Genomic DNA, 19,629 nt, shown 5'->3' on the forward strand with positions numbered 1-19,629 from the left:
TCGTCAAATCCTCGCAAGTCCGGTAAAGTCTTCGAGGTTGACATCACGTCAGCGAGACGGGGCTATAGCTCAGGCGGTTAGAGCGCTTCACTGATAATGAAGAGGTCCCAGGTTCAAGTCCTGGTAGCCCCACCCCTTTCCCTCGCGGGGCCTTAGCTCAGCTGGTAGAGCGCCTGCTTTGCAAGCAGGATGTCAGGAGTTCGAATCTCCTAGGCTCCACATCCGCGAAACGAGAAGCCGGTCTTCGGACCGGCTTTTCGCGTATCGACGTCGATGACCCGCCACCATACGGCTGCCGCATGACGGAGGCGCGTCGACCACGCGGCGACGGTCGATAGAGTCTGCACATGGACATGCGGGTCGCCGCGTACGCCGTCATCACCGACGCCGACGAACGCGTGCTGCTCGCGCACTGGATCGACGGCCGCCGGGCAGCCTGGACGCTTCCCGGCGGCGGACTCGAGCCCGGGGAGGATCCGGCGCACGCCGTACGTCGCGAGGTCCGGGAGGAGACCGGGTTCCGGGTCGTCGTCGGCGAGCTCCTCGGCATCCACTCGCGGGTCATCCCGGCCGAGTCGCGGCTGGCGGAAGGGGCCGCGGAGCCCCTGCACGCGCTGCGGATCGTCTATCGCGCACGCATCGTCGGGGGGCGCCTGCGTTTCGAGACCGACGGGTCGACGGACCGCGCGGAATGGTTCACGGTGGCCGCGGCGCGGAAGGTGCGGAGGGTGCAGCTGGTGGACATCGCGCTGCGCATGGCGGATCTGCCGCGGCCGTGAACGGGATCAGGCCCGCTCGGTCGTGATGTCGGCCACCACAGCGCCGTACGCGGCGATCAGGTCGTCGGCGTCGACGAAGAGACTGTATCCGTGCGCGCCGGCCCCCATGGCGACGCGCGTCCCCACGATGCGTTCGTCGGCGTAGACCGGCCAGGCGGTGGAGCTGCCGATGGGCACGATCGTGCCGCGTTCGTAGCCCGTCGCGGCGAGAGCCAGGTCGGGTTCGGGCAAGCGGAGCTTGTTCACGCCGACGACGGCGCGGAGCTTCGGCCACGAGATGGCCCGGTCGCCGGGAACGAGAGCGAAGAGGTACGTGTCGTCGGACCGCTTGACGACGAGCGTCTTGACGATGGATGCCGACGGGATACCGAGCAGAGCCGCCGCCTCGTCGAGGCTGGACGCGGCGGGGCGCTCGCGCACATCGACAGAGAGGCCGCGCTCGCGCGCGGCCTCTCTGACTCTGACGGTGGGGTCGCTCACGCGTCCGGTGCGCGCAGCGGGTCGTCGGCCACCCACAGCTCGTCGTCGGCACGCAGCGTCTGCCAGGCGGCGTACGCGACACCGGCTGCGGCGACCACTCCGAGGATGATGGCGATGACGCCACCGGCGCCGATGCCGTCATGCTGCGGCGGAAGCTTCTTGGAGAGTCGCTTCGAGGCTTGCTTGCCGTACTTCTCGGCGCGCTTGGCGTACTTGTGGGCGTCGAGCTCGAAGCCCTTGCCCTTGGCGAGACGGTCACGGGTGTCACCCGCCGCGTCCCACACCGAAAGCGCTCCGCCGACGACAGCACCCGCGGCCGGGACGACCTTGTTGCTGAGGAAGCGGTTGCTGTACTTCACGCTCTTGTCGACGTACGGCGCGGCGTACTTGCTGTAGCCGTCCTGCACGGCGGGGACGAGATCTTCGCGGCTGAAGCGACCGAGCTGGTGGCCGGCTTCACGAGCGACCTTCCCGCTCTCGCCCAGCAGCACCTGCTGCGACTCCCACACCTTCGCGGCGTGCTTCTGGAGCTTGCGCAGTTCCTTCTTGCTCTTGCGGCTGAGGCCCACGGCTCATCCTCCCTGTCGATGGGATGTACGTTGCCCTCATCTTGCCAGAACGGGCCGTCCGCGCCGCCGACCCTTGCAGATAACTCTGAGAGAATGTACCCATGGCCAACCACACCGCCGTCGCGACCCTGCACACCAACCACGGCGACATCGTCGTCAACCTCTTCGGTGACCACGCTCCGCGCACCGTCCGCAACTTCATCGGTCTCTCCGACGGGACGCAGGAATGGACCAACCCGGCCACCGGCGCCAAGGGCGAGGGTCCCCTGTACAAGGACGTCATCTTCCACCGCATCATCCCCAACTTCATGATCCAGGGCGGCGACCCGCTCGGTCAGGGGATCGGCGGACCCGGATACACCTTCAACGACGAGATCCACCCCGAGCTCGACTTCACCGCTCCGTACAAGCTCGCGATGGCCAACGCCGGTCTCCGCCGCAACGCCATCACGGGCCAGGCCGAGGGCACGAACGGCTCGCAGTTCTTCATCACCACCGACCCCACTCCGTGGCTCCAGGGCAAGCACACGATCTTCGGCGAAGTCGCCGACGAGGCGTCGAAGGCGGTCGTCGACGCCATCGCCGCAGTCCCCACCGGTGCCCAGGACCGGCCGAAGGCAGACGTCGTGCTGCAGTCGGTCGACGTCGTCTCGGTCTGACCCGCGGACGGCGGCGGGTGTCCACCACCGAGGAGTTCCGTCGCAACAGCGACAACTTCTGCTACCGGCATCCTGACCGGCAGAGCTTCGTGCTGTGCCAGCGGTGCATGCGCACCGTGTGCTCGGAGTGCCGGACGCCCGCCGCCGTCGGAGTCATCTGTCCCGAATGCATGGCGCAGCAGCGCGCCACGCAGACCCCCGCTCAGAAGAAGGCGGAGCGCCGCTGGGCGTCGCGCCCGATATCGGTCGTCTCCTCCGGGCGCCCGACCATGACGCTCGGCATCATCGCCGTGACCGGACTGGTCTACATCCTCGGACTCGTCCCGGGTCTTGGAAGCGTCTTGTCCGATCTTCTGGCGTTCAACAGCGTTTTCGTGCTTCCGCAGGCGGGGGTGCTGCAGCCGTGGCGCCTCCTGACCGTGGCACTCGTCCACGGCGGTTTCCTGCACGTGGCGCTCAACATGCTCGCGCTGTGGTTCATCGGGCGCAGCCTCGAGCCGCTGCTCGGACGCGCGCGCTTCCTGATCCTCTACCTGATCGGAGCGCTCGGCGGCTCGGTGGCGGTCGCGCTGCTCGCTCCCGGGGTCTGGACGGTCGGCGCATCCGGTGCGATCTTCGCCCTGTTCGGAGCGTTGCTCGTGATCGGTCGGCACCTCGGTGCCGACATCCGTGTCATCGCGATCCTCATCGCGATCAACTTCGCCTGGCCGTTCGTCCTCGCCGGCGTCAACGCCATCGGCTCCGGCGATTTCGCCGCGTCGCTCGCGGCCATCGGCATCTCGTGGCAGGCGCACCTGGGCGGTCTGATGACGGGCGCCGTGGTCGGTTTCGTCTACTCCCGAACGCGCGCACAGCGCCAGCGCGCACTGCAGACCGGATTGCTCATCACCTTCAGCGTGGTGCTCGTCGCGCTGCTGGCGATTCCCGCGGTGGTCTACTTCTGAGGGTTATCCACAGCCTCATCCACAGGTGGGGATGAATTACACGAGTGTAAGTCAGCGCCAGCGGGTGGTCATGAGGAAGCCCACGAAAGCGATTCCGAAGCCGATGACCAGGTTCCAGGGCCCGATGCCCGGGATGGGGAACTGCGAGTTGCTGAGGTAGAACACCAGCACCCAGACGAGGCCGATCAGCATCAGGCCGATCATGATGGGCAGGAACCACACCGGGTTCGGGGCGGATCCACCGTCGTTGCGTTCGGCGATCGGGTCTTCGCCTTTGCCAGTTCGAGCCATGCGGCACAGTCTAATGCTCAGGTCTGCCCGAACCCACGGAACTAGACTCGCCTCGTGCACACGGTCACATCGCCGCAGACCCGCCGGAGCAGGCGGCGTGCACGTGCGCCGCGCCGTGGGCTCTCCGTCGTCGGGGTGATCGGAGATCTCCTCGTGACGGCGGGTGTGCTCGTCCTGCTCTTCGTCGTCTGGCAGCTGTGGATCGGCGACGTGATCATCGGGTCGCAATTCAAGAACGAGGCGCGCGACATCACGGACTCGTGGGCCGCCGACCCCCTGCCGCCGGCCCCCAGCGCCACCGGCGTGCCCGGTCTCCCGCCGACGACCGATCCGCCGGCGATGGCGCAGCCGGACGACGCGCAGATCTTCGGCGTCGTCCGCATCCCGCGCTTGGGATCCGACTACCAGTTCCGCCTCGCCGGGGGTGTGAGCGCGTCGCGCACCCTCGACCCGATCGGCCTCGGACACTACCCCGATACGGCCATGCCCGGTCAGCTCGGCAACTTCGCCATCGCCGGTCATCGAGGCAGCCACGGGGCGCCGTTCGCCGACCTCCCCTCGCTGCATATCGGCGACGCCATCGTGATCGAGACCGAGACCGGCTGGTACACGTACCGCTACCGCAACCTCGAGTACGTGCGCCCCGACGCCGTCGACGTGCTGCTCCCCTTCCCGCAGCAGCCGCAGATTGAGGCGACCGACCGGATCATGACGATGACGACCTGCAGCCCGCGGTACGGCTTCTCGGAGCGTGCGATCGCCTACGGCGTCTTCGAGTCGTACACCCCACGCACGGATGCCGGCCCGCCCACGTCCCTCACCTCTGGAGCTGCCTGATGTACGGAGCCCTCTGGCGCGTCCTCCCCGGCCCGTGGTGGGTGCGACTGCTCATCGTGCTGGTGCTGCTGGCCGCCGTCCTCTACGGGCTGTTCTTCTACGTGTTCCCCTGGGTCAGCGACATCGTCTACCCACAGGAGGTCACGGTCGAGTGAGCCCCTGGCGCGTCGTCGTCGTCGACAACCGCGACAGCTTCGTCCACACCCTCGTCGGGTACCTCCGCGACCTCGGGGCCGACACCGTGCTCACGGCAGCCGACGACCCGGAAACGCCGGCAGTGATCCGCGACGGGGCCGACGCGATCCTCATCTCGCCCGGTCCCGGGCATCCCGACGACGCCGGGTGCTCCGTCTCGGTGGTGCGCGACGCAGCGGAGCTCGGCATCCCTCTGCTCGGCGTGTGTCTCGGCCATCAGGCCATCGCGGCGGCCTTCGGCGCGCGGGTGGGTCACGCCCCCGAGTTGCTGCACGGGATCACGAGCGTCGTCCACCATGAGGGCGGGGGCGTGTTCGCCGACCTGCCCGACGGTTTCGCGGCGACCCGCTACCACTCCCTCGCGGTGGACCCGGCCACCGTGCCGGCTTCGCTCGAGGTGACGGCGCGTACGGACAGCGGGGTCATCATGGGCATCCGCCACCGCTCCTCGCCGATCGAGGGCGTGCAGTTCCACCCCGAGAGCGTTCTGACCGAGGGGGGCCACGCGCTCCTCGGGCGGTGGCTGGAGGAAGCCGGGCTCACGGGAGCCGTGGAGCGTGCGGCGCAGCTGCGTCCGCGCGGGCTCAGGAGCCCGAGCAGACCGTCAGCGTGATCTCGCTGTGCACCGGCACCTCGCCGGGGGCGAGCGACTGACCGCTCACCGTCTGCGGCGTGGTGGCGCGGCATCCGGTGTCTTCCTGGGTCAGGACGGTCAACTGCTTGCTGTCCGACTCGAGCTCGCGCTTGGCGGCATCGAGCGTGTAGCCCGTGTAGTTGACGATGACGACCTGCCCGCTGGCGACGACGAGGTTGACCGCGGTCCCCTTGGCCAGTTGCGACTCGGCATCGGCGCTCGCGGAGATCACGGTGCCGGCGGCGAGGGCGGGGTCGGTGGTGCGGCGGATCGAGCCGACCGAGAGGCCGGCGGCTTGCAGGGCGTTCCGCGCCTCGGTCTCTGAAATCCCCTCCAACGAGGGGACGGTCGCAGTGTCGGGACCGGTCGACACGTAGACGGTGACCTGCTGGCCGGATGCCACGGTGGTACCCGAGTCGGGCGTGGTGCGCGTGACGTTGCCCGCGGCGATGGTCTCGTCGGGTTCGTTCACGCGGCTCGCCGTCAGCTGCTGCGCCTCAAGCGTTTCGACGGCGCGGTCGTAGGACATGTCGACGACGTCGGGCACGGAGAAAGACGTCGTGGGCACGTCGTTGTCGGGCTGGATCTGCATCACCCAGATGAGGACGGCGACGAGGAGGACGGCGAGGACGGTGACCCCGGCCCAGATCCAGGCCACCGGGGGGCCGGGCTGGGTGCGACGCATGGTCGTGTCGGTGCTCAGCTGGCGCAGCGACCGCGCGGTCTCCGCGGCCTGGCGGGGGTTGGGGCCGTACAGCTCGTTCGACAGCGCCGACATCTGCCGCTTGGTCGGCGCCTTGCCGTCGGCGGTCTCGTCGAGCGTCTCGCGGAAGCTCGCGGCATCCTGCGGGCGCTGGAACGGGTCTTTCGCGAGGGCGCGGAGCACGATCGCGTCGAGCGCACGCGGAATGGCCTCGTTGATCTCGCTCGGCGGCAGGGGCGCTTCGCTGACGTGCTGGTAGGCGACCGCTACGGGCGTCTCGCCGCGGAAGGGCGGACGACCGGTGAGCAGCTCGTAGAGCACGACACCGGTGGAGTACAGGTCGGCGCGGGCGTCGACGGACTCGCCCTTGGCCTGTTCGGGCGAGAAGTACGCCGCCGTGCCGACGATCGCGGTCGTCTCGGCGACCGTCGACGACGAGTCGGAGACGGCGCGCGCGATGCCGAAGTCCATGACCTTCACGCGTCCGGCGTCAGTGATCATGACGTTGCCCGGCTTGATGTCGCGGTGCACCACACCCGCACGGTGGGAGTACTCGAGGGCTTCGAGGATGCCGTCGACGTAGCGCAGCGCGTCGTCGACCGGCACGGAACCCTCGGCGATGATCTCCTTCAGCAGGCGGCCGTGCACCAGCTCCATGACGATGTACGGGACGGGGCGTTCCCGACCGTCGATGTCGACCTCGACGTCTTCACCCGCGTCGAAGACCCGGACGATGGTCGGGTGCGCCATCCGCGAGGCCGCCTGCGCCTCGAGACGGAACCGTGTGCGGAACGCGGCGTCCCCGGCCAGATCGGCCTTGAGGATCTTGATGGCAACCGTCCGACCGAGCGTCTGGTCGTAGCCACGGTAGACGCTCGCCATTCCGCCACGACCGATGAGGTCGTCGACACGGTAGCGTCCGGACAGGACGCGCGTCTCAGTGGTCACGAAGGAACTCCCGGTGAGGGTGAATCGAAGCTCAGGGCTTGGTGGTGGCGCCGGCGCCGTTGCCCGTCGGGGTGGGGCTCGGCGTGTTGCCACCGGTGATGGAGGCGGATGCCTCGCCCGAGGGCCCCGCGGTGCGGTCGGTGCCCGAGCAGCTCACGGTGTACGTCACCCGCAGGGTCTGGCCCGCGGAATTGCTCACCTTCAGCTGCGCGTTGCGCTCGTCGGGGGAGAACGACGCCGTGGACTGCCCGTTCGTGTCGAACGTGCCGTTCGTGGCCGTGAAGTCGTACGACGTGACGCTGCCGGTACCGGCGGGGCACGAGTACTGCTGCCACGACACCTGGATGTCGCTGCCGGCCGTGACGGAGCTGCTCGGAAGCGTGGGGGCGCCGGGCTGCTGGAGCGGGGTCTCTTCGCCGTAGACGGTGACGGTGATGTTCGTGCCCTCGGGATTACGGCCCGTGGGGTCGACGATGTAGACGCGACCGATCTGATCGGCGTTCTCCGCTGCCGTACCGGTGGCGCACGTCGCGCCGAGGTTCGCCTGGCGCAGCGTCTCGCGCGCCTCGTCGCAGGTCTGACCGACGAGGTCGAGGGCGTCGACGTCGACGAGCTGTGCCGACTGCGTCGGCGTCGGCGAGGCGGAGGGCGAGGCGGGGGTGCTGGGCGCCGCCGAGCTCGGCGCGGTGCTGGAGGATGCCGCGTCGGGCTCGTCCTGGTTCGAAAGCAGGGTGAAGACCGTTCCGCCCAGGACCAGGGCCAGTAGCACGATGAGGGCGACCAGCGGCCACGTCCAGGGGCTGCGCTTCTTCTTCTGCGGCTCGACGTCTTCCTCGGTGTGCTGCTCCGTCAGAAGGGACGTCGCTCCGGCGGCAGCGCCCGCTGCGGGCAGCAGACGCGTGGTGGCCGAGGTCTGTCCCGACGTCAGCAGCTGCGTGGCGTCGTCGACGGCGGCGGTGCCCGCGGCGACGGCCGGGACGGCCGCGGCGGCGGCCGCGAGATCGCCGCGACGAAGCGCCGCGGCGGCGCGCGACACGGCCGCGGACGAGGCCGGGCGGTCTTCGGGCTTCTTCGCGATCATCGCCATCACGAGGTTCTGCACCGGGACCGCGACCGTGGGCGGAAGCGGCGCGGGCTGCTCGTTGATCTGCGCCATGGCGATGGCGACCTGCGACTCGCCCGTGAAGGGACGCTTGCCCGCCAGGCACTCGTACGCGACGATGCCGAGCGAGTAGGTGTCGGTGGCGGGAGATGCGGGGTGACCCGAGGCCTGCTCGGGTGAGAGGTACTGCACCGTGCCCATGACCTGACCGGTCGCGGTGAGCGGCACCTGGTCGGCGATGCGCGCGATGCCGAAGTCCGTGATCTTGACACGGCCGTCGGGGGTGATGAGGAGGTTGCCGGGCTTGATGTCGCGGTGCACGAGGCCCGCAGCGTGCGCGGCCTGGAGAGCGGCCGCGGTCTGCGCGACGATGTCGAGCGTCTTGTCGGACGACAGCGAGCCTTCGCGCTCGAGGATCGTGGACAGGGCCTCACCGGGGACGAGTTCCATCACGAGGAAGGCGCTGCCGGCTTCCTCGCCGTAGTCGAAGACACTGGCGATGCCCTCGTGGTTGACGAGGGCCGCGTGACGGGCCTCGGCGCGGAAGCGCTCGAGGAAGCCCGGGTCACCCATGTACTCGTCTTTGAGGATCTTGATGGCGACCGTGCGCCCGATGACGTGGTCGGTCGCTTCCCAGACCTCGCCCATGCCGCCGATCGCGATCCGCGAATCGAGTTCGTACCGCCCGCCGAAGGTCACACCCTGTGTCGGTCTCATTTACCCAGCACCGCCTCCATGACCTTCTTCGCTATCGGGGCGGCGATCTCGTTGCCGCTCCCGCTCTGCCCCTGGCCTCCACCGTTTTCGACCACCACGGCGACGGCGACCTGGGGGTCGTCCGCCGGTGCGAAGCCGGTGAACCAGAGAGTGTAGGGACGGGAATCGTTCTCCGCGGTGCCGGTCTTACCCGCCACCTGGACCCCGTCTATTCTTGCATTCGATGCCGCGCCGTCCTGGACGTTCGCCGTCATCATCGAAACCATCTGCGCCGCGATGTCGGACTCCAGAGCCCGGCCGAACTCGCTATTGGAGCCCTCGTCGGTGACCGAGAGGTTGGGCTCGATGACCCGATCGACCATCCGCGGGTTCATCACCACGCCGCCGTTCGCGATGCCGGCGGAGACCATCGCCATCTGCATGGGCGTGGCGCGCACATCGCCCTGACCGAAGCCGCTCAGAGCGGTCTGAGGAGCGTTGGGGCTGTCGGGATAGGTCGACGCGGTCGACTGCAGCGGCATCGTGAACTGCTCGTTGAAGCCGTACTTCTCGGCCTCCGCGCGGATGGCGTCGTCGCCCAGCTCGACCGCGAGTTCGGCGAACGGGATGTTGCAGCTCAGGCGCAGCGCGGTGGCGATCGTCACGGTGTCGCCCCCGCCGCACGTGCCGCCGCCCGCGTTGCTGACCACGTTGGTGGACTGCGGCAGCGTGTAGGCGGCGAGGTTCGGGAACGCCGAGTCGGGCGTGTATTTGCCGGATGCCAGGGCGGCCGAGGCCACGACGAGCTTGAACGTCGAGCCCGGCGGGTTCAGATTGCCCGCGATGGCGCGGTTGTCGAGCGGCTTCGCGCTGTCGGCGACGAGCTGGTCGTACGCCGCGTTCACGGCATCCGTGTCGTGGGAGGCGAGGATGTTCGTGTCGTAGCTCGGCTTGGAGACCATGGCCAGGATGCGTCCGGTCGAGGGCTCGATGGCGACGACGGCGCCCTGCTGATCGCCGAGGGCGTCCCACGCGGCCTTCTGCACGTCGGCGTCGAGCGAGAGCTCGACGTTCGATCCGCGCGGGGCCTGACCCGTGATCGCCCGGTCGATGCGCGAGAAGAACTGGTTGGAGTCGGAGCCGCTGAGCACGCTGTTCTCTGCGGACTCGATGTTCGTCTTCGCGTCGAGGACCGGGTTCATGTACCCGGTCACGGGCGCCCACATGTCGGCATCCGTGTATTGGCGCTGCCAGCTGTAGACGTCGTCGGACGGGACCGACTGAGCGATCGGCGTTCCGCTGACGATGATGGAGCCGCGCTGGATCTCGTAGGAGTCGTAGAGGGCGCGGGTGTTGCCCTGGGTGTTGGTCAGCGCGTTCGCCTGCACCACCTGGATGACGCTCGTCGAGGCGAATAGCGCGAGGAACATGGCGAGCATGACGATGCTGAGGCGTCGGAGTTCTTTGGTCACGGTGCCTCCTCGAATCGGGGGGCGGTGGGGGCGCGGCGCATCAGCCGATCACCACCCGGGGACGGGAACGGACGGCGTCGGAGATGCGCAGCAGGAACGCCACGATGATCCAGTTCGCGATCAGCGAGGATCCGCCGGCGGCGAGGAACGGCGTGGTCAGACCGGTCAGCGGGATGACGCGCGTGACGCCGCCGACCATGATGAACACCTGCAGCGCGATCGTGAACGAGAACCCGGTCGCCAGGAGCTTGCCGAAGTCGTCCTGTCCGGCGAGACCGACGCGGATGCCACGGCTGGTGAACACCATGTAGAGCGCGAGGATCGCGAAGATCCCGACCAGGCCGAGCTCCTCGCCCAGGCTGGGAATGATGTAGTCGCTCTGCGACAGCGGCGTGATGTACGGCCGGCCCTGACCGAGCCCGGTGCCGAAGAGTCCGCCGTGCGACAAGCCGAAGATGCCCTGAACCAGCTGGTAGCTGCCGCCGTCGCGGTCGATGACGTCCTGATCGAACGCATTGAGCCAGTTGGCGAAGCGCCCCTGCACGTAGGGGAGCACGCGGGATGCCAGGAACGCGCCGCTGGCGACCAGGATCAGGCCGATGAAGACCCAGCTGGTCTTGCCGGTCGCGGCGTACAGCATCGCGACGAACATGCCGAAGATGAGCAGGCCGGTTCCGAGGTCGCGCTGCAGAACGATGATGCCGAGCGAGACGAGCCAGATGATCAGTACCGGGCCGAGCTCGCGGGCCCGCGGCCAGGTCATGAAGAGGAACCTCGTGCCGGTCGAGGTGAGGCTCTCGCGGGTGCGCACGAGGTAGCCGGCGAAGAAGATCGCCAGGCAGATCTTGGCCAGCTCGCCCGGCTGGAACGACACGAAGCCGAGCGAGACCCAGACGTCGGCGTTCTGGTCGGTGCCCAGGCCCGGCACGAAGGGCAGAAGGAGCAGCAGGATGCCGACGAGGCCCGAGAGGTACGTGTAGCGGAAGAGCACGCGATAGTTGCGGACGAAGATCAGCACGGCCAGCGCGCAGAGCATCGCGAGGGCGGCCCACGCGATCTGACGGTGGCCCGTGGCATCCCACCCGGTGCTCTGATCGGCGAGGTCGATGCGGTAGATCATCGCGATGCCGAGGCCCGTGAGGACGGTGGCGATGGGGAGCACGAACGGATCGGCGTCGCGCACGCGCAGACGCAGCACGACGTGGATCACGAGGCCGAGCACGGCCGGCACGGCGGCGAGCGTGAGGAAGCCGGTGTCGACCGCGCCCGTGGCTCCGAGCTGCACGAGGGCGATCGCGGAGCCGTAGACGGCGATGGCGAAGACGAGCAGACCCAGCTCGCGATTGCGCTGCGTCGCCGGGACGCGCATCTTCTTGAGCGCGCGCATGACGGCCGTGTCGGTCGACACGGCGTCGGGGGAGCGCGTCTGCTTCTGGTCGGTCATCCGCTTCCCTCCGCCGCCGGTCGCAGGCGGTCGACGATCAGCTCCGCGTCGGAGAGCGAGCGGGCCGAGATCGTGGCCTCGACGGTCTGACGGTCGAAATCCGACAGATCGGCGAGCACGATGTTCGTGTCTTCGTAGACGGTCGACAGCGAGATCGGACCGATGGACTGCTGGATGCCGCGGTAGATGACGACCGAATTCTCGTCGGCGCCGACGTAGTACCGCGTCTGCGTCCAGTTGTAGCCGGCGAACAGGGCGACGCCGATGCCCGCCAGGACGACGAGCAGCGCCGCGAGCCACCCGAAGCGGCGACGGCGCGCGCGGCGACGGTCCTCCTCGATGAGCTCCTCGAGGAATTCGGCGGCGGGCTCGAAGTGAGTCGGCTCATTGGCGACCTGCCGGGCGTGGTGCAGCCAGTTCGGCCGGCTCGGCCGTGCCGCGGGGACCACGACGCCGCTGGGGTTGGAGGCGGAGCCGACGATGGCGGGGGTGCCGATGAACACCGGATGCTGACCGCCCACGTCGACGAGCACGACGGTGACGTTGTCGGGCGCGCCACCGTCGAGCGCCTGCTTGAGAAGGGCGTCGGCCGTGCGGGCCGGGGGCATGCCGAGGGCGAGCGTCCTGGCCGTGTGCGGGTCGTCGACGACGCCCGAGAGCCCGTCGGAGCACAGCAGCCAGCGGTCGCCGTCCTGCGTCGGCATGATGAAGCTGTCGACCTCGGGGTCGGGATCCATGTCGCCGAGCACGCGCATGAGGACGGAACGGCGGGGGTGGTACCGCGCCTCTTCGGGGGTGATGCGGCCCGAGTCGACGAGGCGCTGCACGAAGGTGTGGTCGGCCGTGATCTGCGTGAGCGTGTCGTCGCGGTACAGGTAGATGCGCGAGTCGCCGATGTGTCCGATGACGGCGTAGTCGTCGACCATGACCAGGGCGCTGACGGTGGTGCCCATGCCGGCGAGCTCGGGTCGGCGCGCGACGGTGTCGATCAGCTCGGCGGCGGTGTCGGCGAGGGCGTCGCGGATCGCCTGTTCCGCCTGCGCGGGACTGCCGAAGGGCTGATCGAGCTCGGTCAGGCGGTGGATCGCGAGGCTCGAGGCGACGTCACCTCCGGCGTGTCCGCCCATGCCGTCGGCGACCACGAAGAGATTGGACCCGGCGTAGCCGGAGTCCTGATTGTTGGAGCGCACCTTGCCCGTGTGGGAGATGGCGGCACTCGAGCCCTGGAAGACCATGGGGGTGGCTTACGTCCTCAACTCGAACGTGGTCGCGCCGACCTTGATGGGCGCTCCCACCTTGACCTGCACGGGCGAGGCGACGCGCACACCGTCGTGGGTGGTGCCGTTCGTGGAGTCGAGGTCCTGCAGCATCCACTGATCGCCCCACAGGACGAGTCGGGCGTGGTGGCTGGAGGTGTAGTCGTCGCGGATGACGAGTCCCGACTCGCTCGAGCGCCCGATCGTCAGCGGCTCGGTGCCCAGCGGCAGCTCGAGACCCGCCTTCGGACCGCTCGTGATGACGATGCGCGAGACCGCGGACGTCGTCGCGAGGGCTCCGACCGGGGCGGGAGCGGGCGGCGCCGCCGGTCGCTTGACCTGCGTGGTCACCGCGTCGGGCGACGCCGTCGGCGCGGCGGCTGCGGGAGCGGATGCCGCCGGCTCGGGGAGCTTCCGCACCTTGACGCCGAAGAGGTCGGCGCGCAGCGAGTACACGACGCCGAACACGAAGAACCACAGGAGCACGAGGAACCCGCCCTGCAGGAGAAGAAGAGTCAGCTGACTCATGACAGGGGTCCCCGTTCCCGGACGTCGAAGATGCTCGTGGCGTCGGACGCCTGCGCGCGCCGCGGCGGCTGCGCCTGCGCGACCACACGGAACACGATATTGGTGCGGCCGATCGAGATCGTGGAATCCGGGGGCAGCGCCGCCTCCGAGACCTTGCGACCGTTGAGGGTCGTGCCGTTGGTCGATCCGAGGTCGCGCACCATCGCGCGCTCGCCGTCCCACAGGATCTCGACGTGCTTGCGGCTGGTGCCGGCGTCGGGGATGGTGATGTCGGCATCGCTTCCGCGTCCGATCACCGTGCGGGAGCCGGTGAGGGGGTGACGCGTGCCGTCGATGTCGACGACCCCGCGCCAGGCGATGCGCCCCTCGGTGGTCTGCGAGTCCACGCGGAGCGTGCCCGTGGACAGCGACGCATCCCGCTCGATCGTGATGGCCACGGGACCGGCGAAGGAGTATCCCTGGGTGCGGGCGTGCTTCTTCACGAGGGTGTCGAGCTCGCTGAGCAGGGTCGAGCCCAGGGCGCCCATCTTCTCGTCGTCGGCGGGGGAGAGGCGCACCGAGAACGCGTTGGGCGCGAGGATGCGCTCGCGGGTCACGACGACGGCCTTCTTATCGAGCTCGCTGCGCAGCGCGGAGGCGATCTCCACCGGCTGGATGCCACTGCGGAAGGTCTTCGCGAACGCACCATTGACGGCGCGTTCGAGACCTTTCTCGAAACTGTCGAGTAGTCCCACGAGACTCCTTCGGGCAGGCAGACCAGTAGGCACATCGTAGCCAGGGCGGCTGGGCAGGTCATGGAAGCGGTCCCCGACGGCCGCGTTTCGTCACGTGGTCGCCTCCGTGATATTCTCGGGAAGTTGAGTTCGTGGCATCCGTGCCGCGTCTCGCGCGAGTGGCGGAATAGGTAGACGCGCTGGCTTCAGGTGCCAGTGCCCGCAAGGGCGTGGGGGTTCAAGTCCCCCCTCGCGCACAGACGAAAAGACCCCGGGGTTCATCCCCGGGGTCTTTTTCGTTGTCTGAAGGAGTGGGAGGTCCGTGAACCCGTGCGGGTTGGCCCCCGCCGCCGGGGGCTCCGCGCGCCGCGTACCGGCGTCGAAGGCGGCCGATCGGAGAGGGCTTCGATGAGCCCGTGCCGCCCGAGGTGGCGAACCCCACGGCGGCGCAGTTCGTCGCGAGCGACGCCCACCCGCGGAAAAGTTATCCACAGTTTCACCACCCTGTGCAGGAAGTTCTCCCCAGCTCGTTGGGCGATGCGCAAGAATCGTCGATCCCGCGGAATTACGCGGATGTAATTCTTCTCACGCTCCGGGATCCCGCGGTTCTTCCTCTCGTCGCAGTGGCGCGCTCGCCGGGGCGCCAGCGATTTCCCACAGGGTTATCCACATGAGTTTCTCGGCTGTGCACAGAGTTGTCCACAGCCGCGCGAATTGTGACTCAACGGCGCACGCGGTCAAGCCGCGCCTGCATCGCCACGACGATCAGGACCACCCCGGCGCCTGTCGCCGCGATCACGGCGACGAACCCGGCATCCGTTCCGACGGGGGATGCCTGCCCGAACTCGTCCTGCCAGGGCCAGAGCGCGCGGAGTGATCCGAGCATGAGGCCGGTCATCAGCGCCAGCATGACCTCGCGGAAGCGGGCGAGGAGCACGCGCAGCAGGTTCACGAAAAGGCTCAACCCCACCACCGCGCCGAGGGCGAAGGCGAGGATGTACGGGACGTCGCGTTCGTTGAGGGCGACGAGCGTCGTCTCGTACAGGCCGAAGACGAGCAGGAGGAACGCTCCTGACAGACCCGGCATCACGAGGGCGCACACGGCGACCGACGCCGCCAGGGCCACGAGCAACAGCGGCGGGTCCGCCACCGTCGACGACGGCAGCCCCGTCACGAGAAAGGCGGCGACCGCCGCGATCGCGGCGAGAAGCGCGAGGCGCCAGGTCCAGGCGCGGCCGAGCAGCCGCACGGGGATGAGAAGGGAGGCCGCGATCATTCCGCCGAACACGGCACGGGTCTCGGTCGGGTGGGCCTGCACGAGAGGAGCGAGAAGGCGCGCGCCCAGGATGACGGCCAGCAGCATGCCGATGAGCACGGGAGCCACGACGCGCCAGCGCACCGCGGCGAGGTGAGCCCGCGAGCGATTCGTTCCCCGCCCGCGCGCGATGTCGATGAGCGCGACGACGGCCCGCACGAGGTGGCTCGCGGCGTCGATCAGCGTCGTGTAGACGCCGACGATCAGGGCGACCGTGCCGCCGCTCACCCCCGGGACCACCTCGACCGCCCCGATGAGGATTCCGCGGACGAGGTCGAGCGCGGGACGAATCGGGCGGCGGTCGGCGAAGTGGTCGGCCATCCGGCCCACGCTAGGCGATGCGCAACGCGCGCCACGCGATAAACAGACAAAACGCGTCGATGCAACCCACCCTGCGAAAGTCTTGTCTGGGAGGAAGCTGGGTACAACGAGAGCCCCGTTTCTAGCGGGCTTCGGTTCTCACTCGCGAAAGGAACGACAACATGGGATTCTTCGGATTTCTCCTCCTCGGCCTCCTGGCCGGTGCCATCGCCAAGCTGATCCTCCCGGGCAAGCAGGGCGGCGGATGGCTCGTCACGCTGCTGCTCGGTGTCGTGGGCGCACTCCTCGGCGGATTCCTCGGCGGCCTGCTGTTCAACGCCCCGCTCCAGGACTTCTTCTCCATCCAGACGTGGCTGCTGGCCATCGGCGGCTCGATCATCGTGCTGCTGATCTACGGCCTCATCGTGGGTCGGCGCACCGCGCGCTGACGAAGAACGCGAAGGCCCGGGGCGGGGGGAACGCGCCCCGGGCCTTCGCGCGTCTCCGTCGCGTCCGAGGGCGGAGAGCGATCGCCGTCGCCCGGGTGTCGCCATGACCTCGACGGTCACGCTTTACTGATCAGGATGCCGACACGATCCCGCACCTCGTTCGTCATCGCGCTGCTGCTCGGTGCGATCGCGGCGCTCGTCGCGGTGTGGCCGCAGGCGATCGGCATCCATCGTCTTCCGGTCGTCGCCAATGCCATCTCCTTCCGAGCTCTGCTGACGGTGGGCCTGGCTGCGCTCGCCCTGCCGTGTATGGCCGTGGCCGCCCGTCGCCGTCGGTGGGGTGTCGCGGCGGCTCTCGCCCTCGCTTTGACCGCGGCGGCGGTGGGAAACGGCGTCGTCCTCGCGGTGCGCGGCGCGGGACCGTCGTCCTCTGGTGGCGAGCTGACCGTCGCGGCGTGGAACACCTACGGGGGTTCCGTTTCGCCCGAGCAGATCGCCCGCCTGGTGCGGGAGACAGGGGCGGACGTCGTGAGCCTGCCCGAGACCGACGGGTTCGCGGCGGCGGAAGTGGTCGGCATCCTGACTGCTGACGGCATCTCGATGCGCCACGACACCGTGTGGGCGGCCGCGGGCGGTGCGTCCATCCCCACCTCGATCCTCATCTCTCACGCGCTCGGCCCGTACACGCGCGACACCGCCGCGGGATCGACCCCGGGGCTCCCGAGCGGCGTGTGGCGTTCCGTCGACGGCGCGGGTCCGACGCTGGTCGCCGCGCATCCCATGCCGCCCTTTCCCGCCGTCCTGGAGGAGTGGAACGTCGGCCTCGAGTGGATCGCCGACCGCTGCGCCGACGACGACGTCATCGTCGCAGGTGATCTGAACGCGACGCTCGACCACTTCGCGGGAGAGGGCGTCGACGGTGGAGACCTCGGCGGATGCCGCGACGCCGCCGCGATGACCGGTTCTGCCGCGGTGGGAACCTGGCCCGTACGTGCGCCGGCGCTGCTGGGGGCGCCCATCGATCACGTGCTCGCCGGATCGGACTGGAGCGTGGACGGGTTCACCGTGGTCGCGGGGTTCGACGACGCGGGAAGCGATCACCGACCGATCGTCGCGACGCTGTCACGCCGCTGAGAAGCGACGAGCGTCCGCGCGGGGCCGGCGGCCGCGCGGGGCCGCCCCCAAACTCCCGGCCCCGCGCGGACCAGCGGCGAAGCCCTGCCGCTGTGTGCAGCATTCTGGCGCGTTCGCGCCGCGTTCACGTACGAAGTTTCTCCGCGTGCGGCTCGAGCCCGCGCGATGGGCGGGGATCCGCTCGAAGATCAGCTGCTATTTCATCCGTTCGGACGACGCGTCGCGGCGATGCAGCCCGTTGCGCGCGCCCCAGAGGGCGAGCTGCGTCCGGTCGTCGAGATCCAGCTTGCGCAGGGCCGCGGCCGTCTGACTCCGCACGGTGTTGACCGAGACGCAGAGGTGGCGGGCGATGTCTTCGTTGGAGGTCACGCCACTGCTCAACAGACCCACCACCCGTTGCTCGGCCGCGGTGAGGAGAGCGCGCTGCGCGGGGTCGGCGGGGGCGGGACGGGACTCGCGGAGTTCGCGGAGCAGTCGCGGGGCGACGAGGGGCGAGATGGTGGCCGTTCCGGCGGCGGTGCCGCGGATCACGGGAAGAAGCTGATCGCTGTCGTGGCCCTTCAGCAGGTAACCGCTCGCTCCCGCCTCGAGCGCTTCGACGACGAGGCGTCGGACACCTCGCTGGTCAGCAGCACGACGCGGCAGCGATCGCCGCGCTCGGCCGCGATCCGACGCGTCGCCTCGATACCGTCCATTCCGGGCATGTGCAGATCCATCAGCACGACGTCGACGCGCTCGGCTCGCGCGAGCACCACGGCATCCTGTCCGTTCGACGCCTCGCCGGCCACCCGGATGCCGCGGGCGTTCTCGAGCCGCAGACGGATGCCGCGGCGCACCGTCCGGTTGTCGTCGACGATGAGGACGCTCACCTCCCCTTCGGACGCCGTCACGGCGAGACCGCATCCAAGGCGCCGACCGGCGCACGAAGGATCACGGCCCACCCGCCGTCGTCCCGCGGACCGGCGGTGAGGCTCCCGTGGATCAGATCCACTCGCTCGGCCATGCCGGTCAGGCCCCATCCGAGGCCGCCGACGGTCGGGGTGGTGCGAGGGACGAGGGCGGGTTCGTTCTGCACGGAGAGTCGAAGCGTCGTGAGGGAGACGTCGACCTCCACCCGCGTCGGTGCCCCCGGCGCGTGTTTCCCCGCGTTCGTGAGTGCCTCCTGCACGACGCGGTACGCGGTCGTGGAAACCATCGCCGGTAGGTCGGCGACGGGCCCGCGCACGTCGACGTCGATCCGCATGCCGCGGGCCGACCAGAAGTCACGCAGTCCGTCGAGCGATCGGAGGTCGAGGGTCGGCTCGACACGCGAGCCGGTCTGGATGCGGAGGTCTCGGAGGGCGGCGTAGAGGCTCGCTGAGGCGAAGCGTCCCTCGGCCCGCATCTCCGAGATCAACGCGGTCGCCTGCGCGGTGTCGAGCACATCGATGTCGACGGCCGCGTCGGCGAGGGAGAGCAGACCGGCGAGATGCTGCCCGGCGACGTCGTGGAGTTCCTGAGCGATGCGCGCCCGCTCGAGGGTGGTGACCCGCTCCATCTCGGCGGCGTGACGTTCGGCGGCGGCGGCGAGCTCGTCGCGCGTGCGCCGGAAAGCGCGCATGCGTCGCGCCCACCAGATGCCCAGGGCCGCCGCGCCCGCGATCGGGGTGCCGACGGCGAGGACGGTCTCGAGGACGAAGCTCCCGACGATGCCGAAGGGGACGCCCGTCGAAACAGCCCACGCGAAGAGCGAGAGGCTGACGGCGATCACCACCACGACCGACCACGCGCTCGCGACGACCGGGCGTCTGCCCGCGGCGAGGAAGAACACGGCCACGGCGACCACCAGAGGCAGCGCGGAGAGCCAGCGGGGGATCGACAGACCCACGACCAGCGCGACGTAGCACGCCGCGGTGCCGATCACCGCGACGACCGGAGCGCGCGCGCAGAGGAAGAGGAAGGCGCTCTGCGCCGCGCACCCCATCACGACGAGCGCGACGACCATCGGTAGCGGAACGGGCCCCTCCCACGGGAACTCGCCCTCCAGCAGGCCCGCGAGAGGATTGGTCAGCGCCTGCACGGCGGTGACGACGAAGACGATCGCGGCGAAGACGGCCAGCGAACGGGGGCCGCTCAGGACGCGGGTGAAACCCTCGGCGTCCGGGACCGGTCGCTCCGCGGGGTCGTCGTTCGTCGGCACCG

22 protein-coding genes and 3 tRNA genes are annotated in these 19,629 nt (G+C 69.3%); 11 read left to right on the forward strand and 14 right to left on the reverse strand.

What is annotated here, in order from left to right; all coding sequences use genetic code 11:
• Nucleotides 1-58 precede the first annotated feature (58 nt).
• From B0B15_RS02385 to B0B15_RS02395, 3 genes are all read left to right on the forward strand, one after another.
• Nucleotides 59-132 (forward strand) — tRNA-Ile (locus tag B0B15_RS02385).
• A 14-nt stretch (nt 133-146) separates the two neighbouring features.
• Nucleotides 147-219 (forward strand) — tRNA-Ala (locus tag B0B15_RS02390).
• 128 nt (nt 220-347) lie between these two features.
• Entirely contained in the window at nt 348-779 is a 432-nt protein-coding gene (locus B0B15_RS02395) for an NUDIX hydrolase (protein WP_076673112.1), read from the forward strand.
• A 6-nt stretch (nt 780-785) separates the two neighbouring features.
• Here the strand turns inward: B0B15_RS02395 and B0B15_RS02400 are convergent, their stop codons facing one another.
• Both B0B15_RS02400 and B0B15_RS02405 read right to left on the reverse strand, forming a co-directional pair.
• Entirely contained in the window at nt 786-1,259 is a 474-nt protein-coding gene (locus B0B15_RS02400) for an aminoacyl-tRNA deacylase (RefSeq protein WP_076675095.1), read from the reverse strand.
• Entirely contained in the window at nt 1,256-1,828 is a 573-nt protein-coding gene (locus tag B0B15_RS02405; protein WP_076673113.1) for a DNA helicase, read from the reverse strand. The genes B0B15_RS02400 and B0B15_RS02405 overlap by 4 nt, the downstream gene beginning before the upstream one ends.
• A 101-nt stretch (nt 1,829-1,929) precedes the next feature.
• On the opposite strand from B0B15_RS02405, the gene B0B15_RS02410 reads away from it, so the two are divergent.
• Together B0B15_RS02410 and B0B15_RS02415 are read left to right on the forward strand one after the other, a co-directional pair.
• On the forward strand, nt 1,930-2,487 hold the full coding sequence (locus B0B15_RS02410; RefSeq protein ID WP_076673114.1) for a peptidylprolyl isomerase: 558 nt from the start codon (nt 1,930-1,932) through the stop codon (nt 2,485-2,487).
• A 17-nt stretch (nt 2,488-2,504) separates the two neighbouring features.
• The gene (locus B0B15_RS02415) at nt 2,505-3,431 is read left to right on the forward strand and encodes a rhomboid family intramembrane serine protease (protein WP_076673115.1); all 927 of its coding nucleotides are present in this window, start codon (nt 2,505-2,507) and stop codon (nt 3,429-3,431) included.
• Nucleotides 3,432-3,482: 51 nt separating this feature from the next.
• Here B0B15_RS02415 and B0B15_RS02420 read toward each other — a convergent pair whose 3' ends face one another.
• Entirely contained in the window at nt 3,483-3,722 is a 240-nt protein-coding gene (locus B0B15_RS02420) for a cell division protein CrgA (RefSeq protein WP_076673116.1), read from the reverse strand.
• A gap of 54 nt (nt 3,723-3,776) precedes the next feature.
• Between B0B15_RS02420 and B0B15_RS02425 the strand changes: the two genes are divergently transcribed.
• From B0B15_RS02425 to B0B15_RS02430, 3 genes are read left to right on the forward strand one after another with little or no spacing between them, the layout of a single operon-like run.
• A complete protein-coding gene (locus B0B15_RS02425) occupies nt 3,777-4,559 on the forward strand; it encodes a class E sortase (protein ID WP_076673117.1) in 783 nt (260 codons plus the stop codon).
• Entirely contained in the window at nt 4,559-4,714 is a 156-nt protein-coding gene (locus tag B0B15_RS16710; protein ID WP_256334149.1) for a hypothetical protein, read from the forward strand. The genes B0B15_RS02425 and B0B15_RS16710 overlap by 1 nt, the downstream gene beginning before the upstream one ends.
• On the forward strand, nt 4,711-5,367 hold the full coding sequence (locus B0B15_RS02430; RefSeq protein WP_076673118.1) for an anthranilate synthase component II: 657 nt from the start codon (nt 4,711-4,713) through the stop codon (nt 5,365-5,367). The genes B0B15_RS16710 and B0B15_RS02430 overlap by 4 nt, the downstream gene beginning before the upstream one ends.
• Here B0B15_RS02430 and pknB read toward each other — a convergent pair.
• The 7 genes from pknB to B0B15_RS02465 are packed head-to-tail and all read right to left on the reverse strand — an operon-like array spanning nt 5,339 to nt 14,271.
• Entirely contained in the window at nt 5,339-7,039 is a 1,701-nt protein-coding gene (pknB, locus tag B0B15_RS02435; RefSeq protein WP_076673119.1) for a Stk1 family PASTA domain-containing Ser/Thr kinase, read from the reverse strand. The genes B0B15_RS02430 and pknB overlap by 29 nt on opposite strands.
• Before the next feature lie 31 nt (nt 7,040-7,070).
• A complete protein-coding gene (locus B0B15_RS02440) occupies nt 7,071-8,858 on the reverse strand; it encodes a serine/threonine-protein kinase (RefSeq protein WP_076673120.1) in 1,788 nt (595 codons plus the stop codon).
• Entirely contained in the window at nt 8,855-10,309 is a 1,455-nt protein-coding gene (locus B0B15_RS02445; RefSeq protein WP_076673121.1) for a peptidoglycan D,D-transpeptidase FtsI family protein, read from the reverse strand. Before B0B15_RS02445 ends, B0B15_RS02440 begins: the two co-directional genes overlap by 4 nt.
• A gap of 40 nt (nt 10,310-10,349) precedes the next feature.
• Nucleotides 10,350-11,753 (reverse strand): FtsW/RodA/SpoVE family cell cycle protein, encoded by a 1,404-nt coding sequence (locus B0B15_RS02450; RefSeq protein WP_076673122.1) that lies wholly within the window; start codon nt 11,751-11,753, stop codon nt 10,350-10,352.
• Nucleotides 11,750-12,988 (reverse strand): PP2C family protein-serine/threonine phosphatase, encoded by a 1,239-nt coding sequence (locus B0B15_RS02455; RefSeq protein ID WP_076673123.1) that lies wholly within the window; start codon nt 12,986-12,988, stop codon nt 11,750-11,752. The genes B0B15_RS02450 and B0B15_RS02455 overlap by 4 nt, the downstream gene beginning before the upstream one ends.
• Before the next feature lie 9 nt (nt 12,989-12,997).
• Nucleotides 12,998-13,537 carry an FHA domain-containing protein FhaB/FipA gene (locus B0B15_RS02460; RefSeq protein WP_076673124.1) on the reverse strand — a complete coding sequence of 180 codons (540 nt, stop codon included), beginning with the start codon at nt 13,535-13,537 and terminating at the stop codon, nt 12,998-13,000.
• Nucleotides 13,534-14,271, reverse strand: coding sequence for an FHA domain-containing protein (locus tag B0B15_RS02465; protein ID WP_076673125.1), 738 nt, complete (start codon nt 14,269-14,271; stop codon nt 13,534-13,536). Before B0B15_RS02465 ends, B0B15_RS02460 begins: the two co-directional genes overlap by 4 nt.
• 152 nt (nt 14,272-14,423) lie before the next feature.
• Between B0B15_RS02465 and B0B15_RS02470 the strand changes: the two genes are divergently transcribed.
• Nucleotides 14,424-14,507, forward strand: a tRNA-Leu gene (locus B0B15_RS02470).
• 464 nt (nt 14,508-14,971) lie between these two features.
• Here B0B15_RS02470 and B0B15_RS02475 read toward each other — a convergent pair.
• Complete coding sequence (locus B0B15_RS02475) at nt 14,972-15,886, reverse strand: DUF368 domain-containing protein (protein WP_076673126.1); 915 nt, start codon at nt 15,884-15,886, stop codon at nt 14,972-14,974.
• A 161-nt stretch (nt 15,887-16,047) separates the two neighbouring features.
• Between B0B15_RS02475 and B0B15_RS02480 the strand changes: the two genes are divergently transcribed.
• Together B0B15_RS02480 and B0B15_RS02485 are read left to right on the forward strand one after the other, a co-directional pair.
• On the forward strand, nt 16,048-16,314 hold the full coding sequence (locus tag B0B15_RS02480; protein ID WP_076673127.1) for a GlsB/YeaQ/YmgE family stress response membrane protein: 267 nt from the start codon (nt 16,048-16,050) through the stop codon (nt 16,312-16,314).
• Nucleotides 16,315-16,449: 135 nt separating this feature from the next.
• Entirely contained in the window at nt 16,450-17,448 is a 999-nt protein-coding gene (locus B0B15_RS02485) for an endonuclease/exonuclease/phosphatase family protein (protein WP_076673128.1), read from the forward strand.
• A 195-nt stretch (nt 17,449-17,643) separates the two neighbouring features.
• Here B0B15_RS02485 and B0B15_RS16715 read toward each other — a convergent pair whose 3' ends face one another.
• From B0B15_RS16715 to B0B15_RS16725, 3 genes are read right to left on the reverse strand one after another with little or no spacing between them, the layout of a single operon-like run.
• Nucleotides 17,644-17,979, reverse strand: a complete 336-nt coding sequence (locus B0B15_RS16715) for a response regulator transcription factor (RefSeq protein WP_256334150.1) — start codon at nt 17,977-17,979, stop codon at nt 17,644-17,646.
• A gap of 29 nt (nt 17,980-18,008) precedes the next feature.
• Nucleotides 18,009-18,317: a response regulator transcription factor gene (locus B0B15_RS16720; protein WP_256334151.1), complete on the reverse strand. Its 309-nt coding sequence runs from the start codon at nt 18,315-18,317 to the stop codon at nt 18,009-18,011.
• A 17-nt stretch (nt 18,318-18,334) separates the two neighbouring features.
• Nucleotides 18,335-19,627 carry a sensor histidine kinase gene (locus B0B15_RS16725; RefSeq protein WP_076673129.1) on the reverse strand — a complete coding sequence of 431 codons (1,293 nt, stop codon included), beginning with the start codon at nt 19,625-19,627 and terminating at the stop codon, nt 18,335-18,337.
• Between the last annotated feature and the right edge of the window lie 2 nt (nt 19,628-19,629).

This window comes from Microbacterium sp. RU1D, assembly GCF_900156435.1.
In the GTDB taxonomy this organism is placed as follows: Bacteria; Actinomycetota; Actinomycetes; order Actinomycetales; family Microbacteriaceae; genus Microbacterium.

Excerpts from the sequence above, each read along its gene's own strand:
- B0B15_RS02440 (WP_076673120.1), bottom strand. The coding sequence starts at position 8,858 with ATGAGACCGACACAGGGTGTGACCTTCGGCGGGCGGTACGAACTCGAT.
- B0B15_RS02410 (WP_076673114.1), top strand. The coding sequence starts at position 1,930 with ATGGCCAACCACACCGCCGTCGCGACCCTGCACACCAACCACGGCGAC.
- B0B15_RS02455 (WP_076673123.1), bottom strand. The coding sequence starts at position 12,988 with ATGGTCTTCCAGGGCTCGAGTGCCGCCATCTCCCACACGGGCAAGGTG.
- B0B15_RS02460 (WP_076673124.1), bottom strand. The coding sequence starts at position 13,537 with ATGAGTCAGCTGACTCTTCTTCTCCTGCAGGGCGGGTTCCTCGTGCTC.
- B0B15_RS02420 (WP_076673116.1), bottom strand. The coding sequence starts at position 3,722 with ATGGCTCGAACTGGCAAAGGCGAAGACCCGATCGCCGAACGCAACGAC.
- B0B15_RS02480 (WP_076673127.1), top strand. The coding sequence starts at position 16,048 with ATGGGATTCTTCGGATTTCTCCTCCTCGGCCTCCTGGCCGGTGCCATC.
- B0B15_RS02485 (WP_076673128.1), top strand. The coding sequence starts at position 16,450 with ATGCCGACACGATCCCGCACCTCGTTCGTCATCGCGCTGCTGCTCGGT.
- B0B15_RS02395 (WP_076673112.1), top strand. The coding sequence starts at position 348 with ATGGACATGCGGGTCGCCGCGTACGCCGTCATCACCGACGCCGACGAA.
- B0B15_RS02450 (WP_076673122.1), bottom strand. The coding sequence starts at position 11,753 with ATGACCGACCAGAAGCAGACGCGCTCCCCCGACGCCGTGTCGACCGAC.
- B0B15_RS02475 (WP_076673126.1), bottom strand. The coding sequence starts at position 15,886 with ATGGCCGACCACTTCGCCGACCGCCGCCCGATTCGTCCCGCGCTCGAC.
- B0B15_RS16710 (WP_256334149.1), top strand. The coding sequence starts at position 4,559 with ATGTACGGAGCCCTCTGGCGCGTCCTCCCCGGCCCGTGGTGGGTGCGA.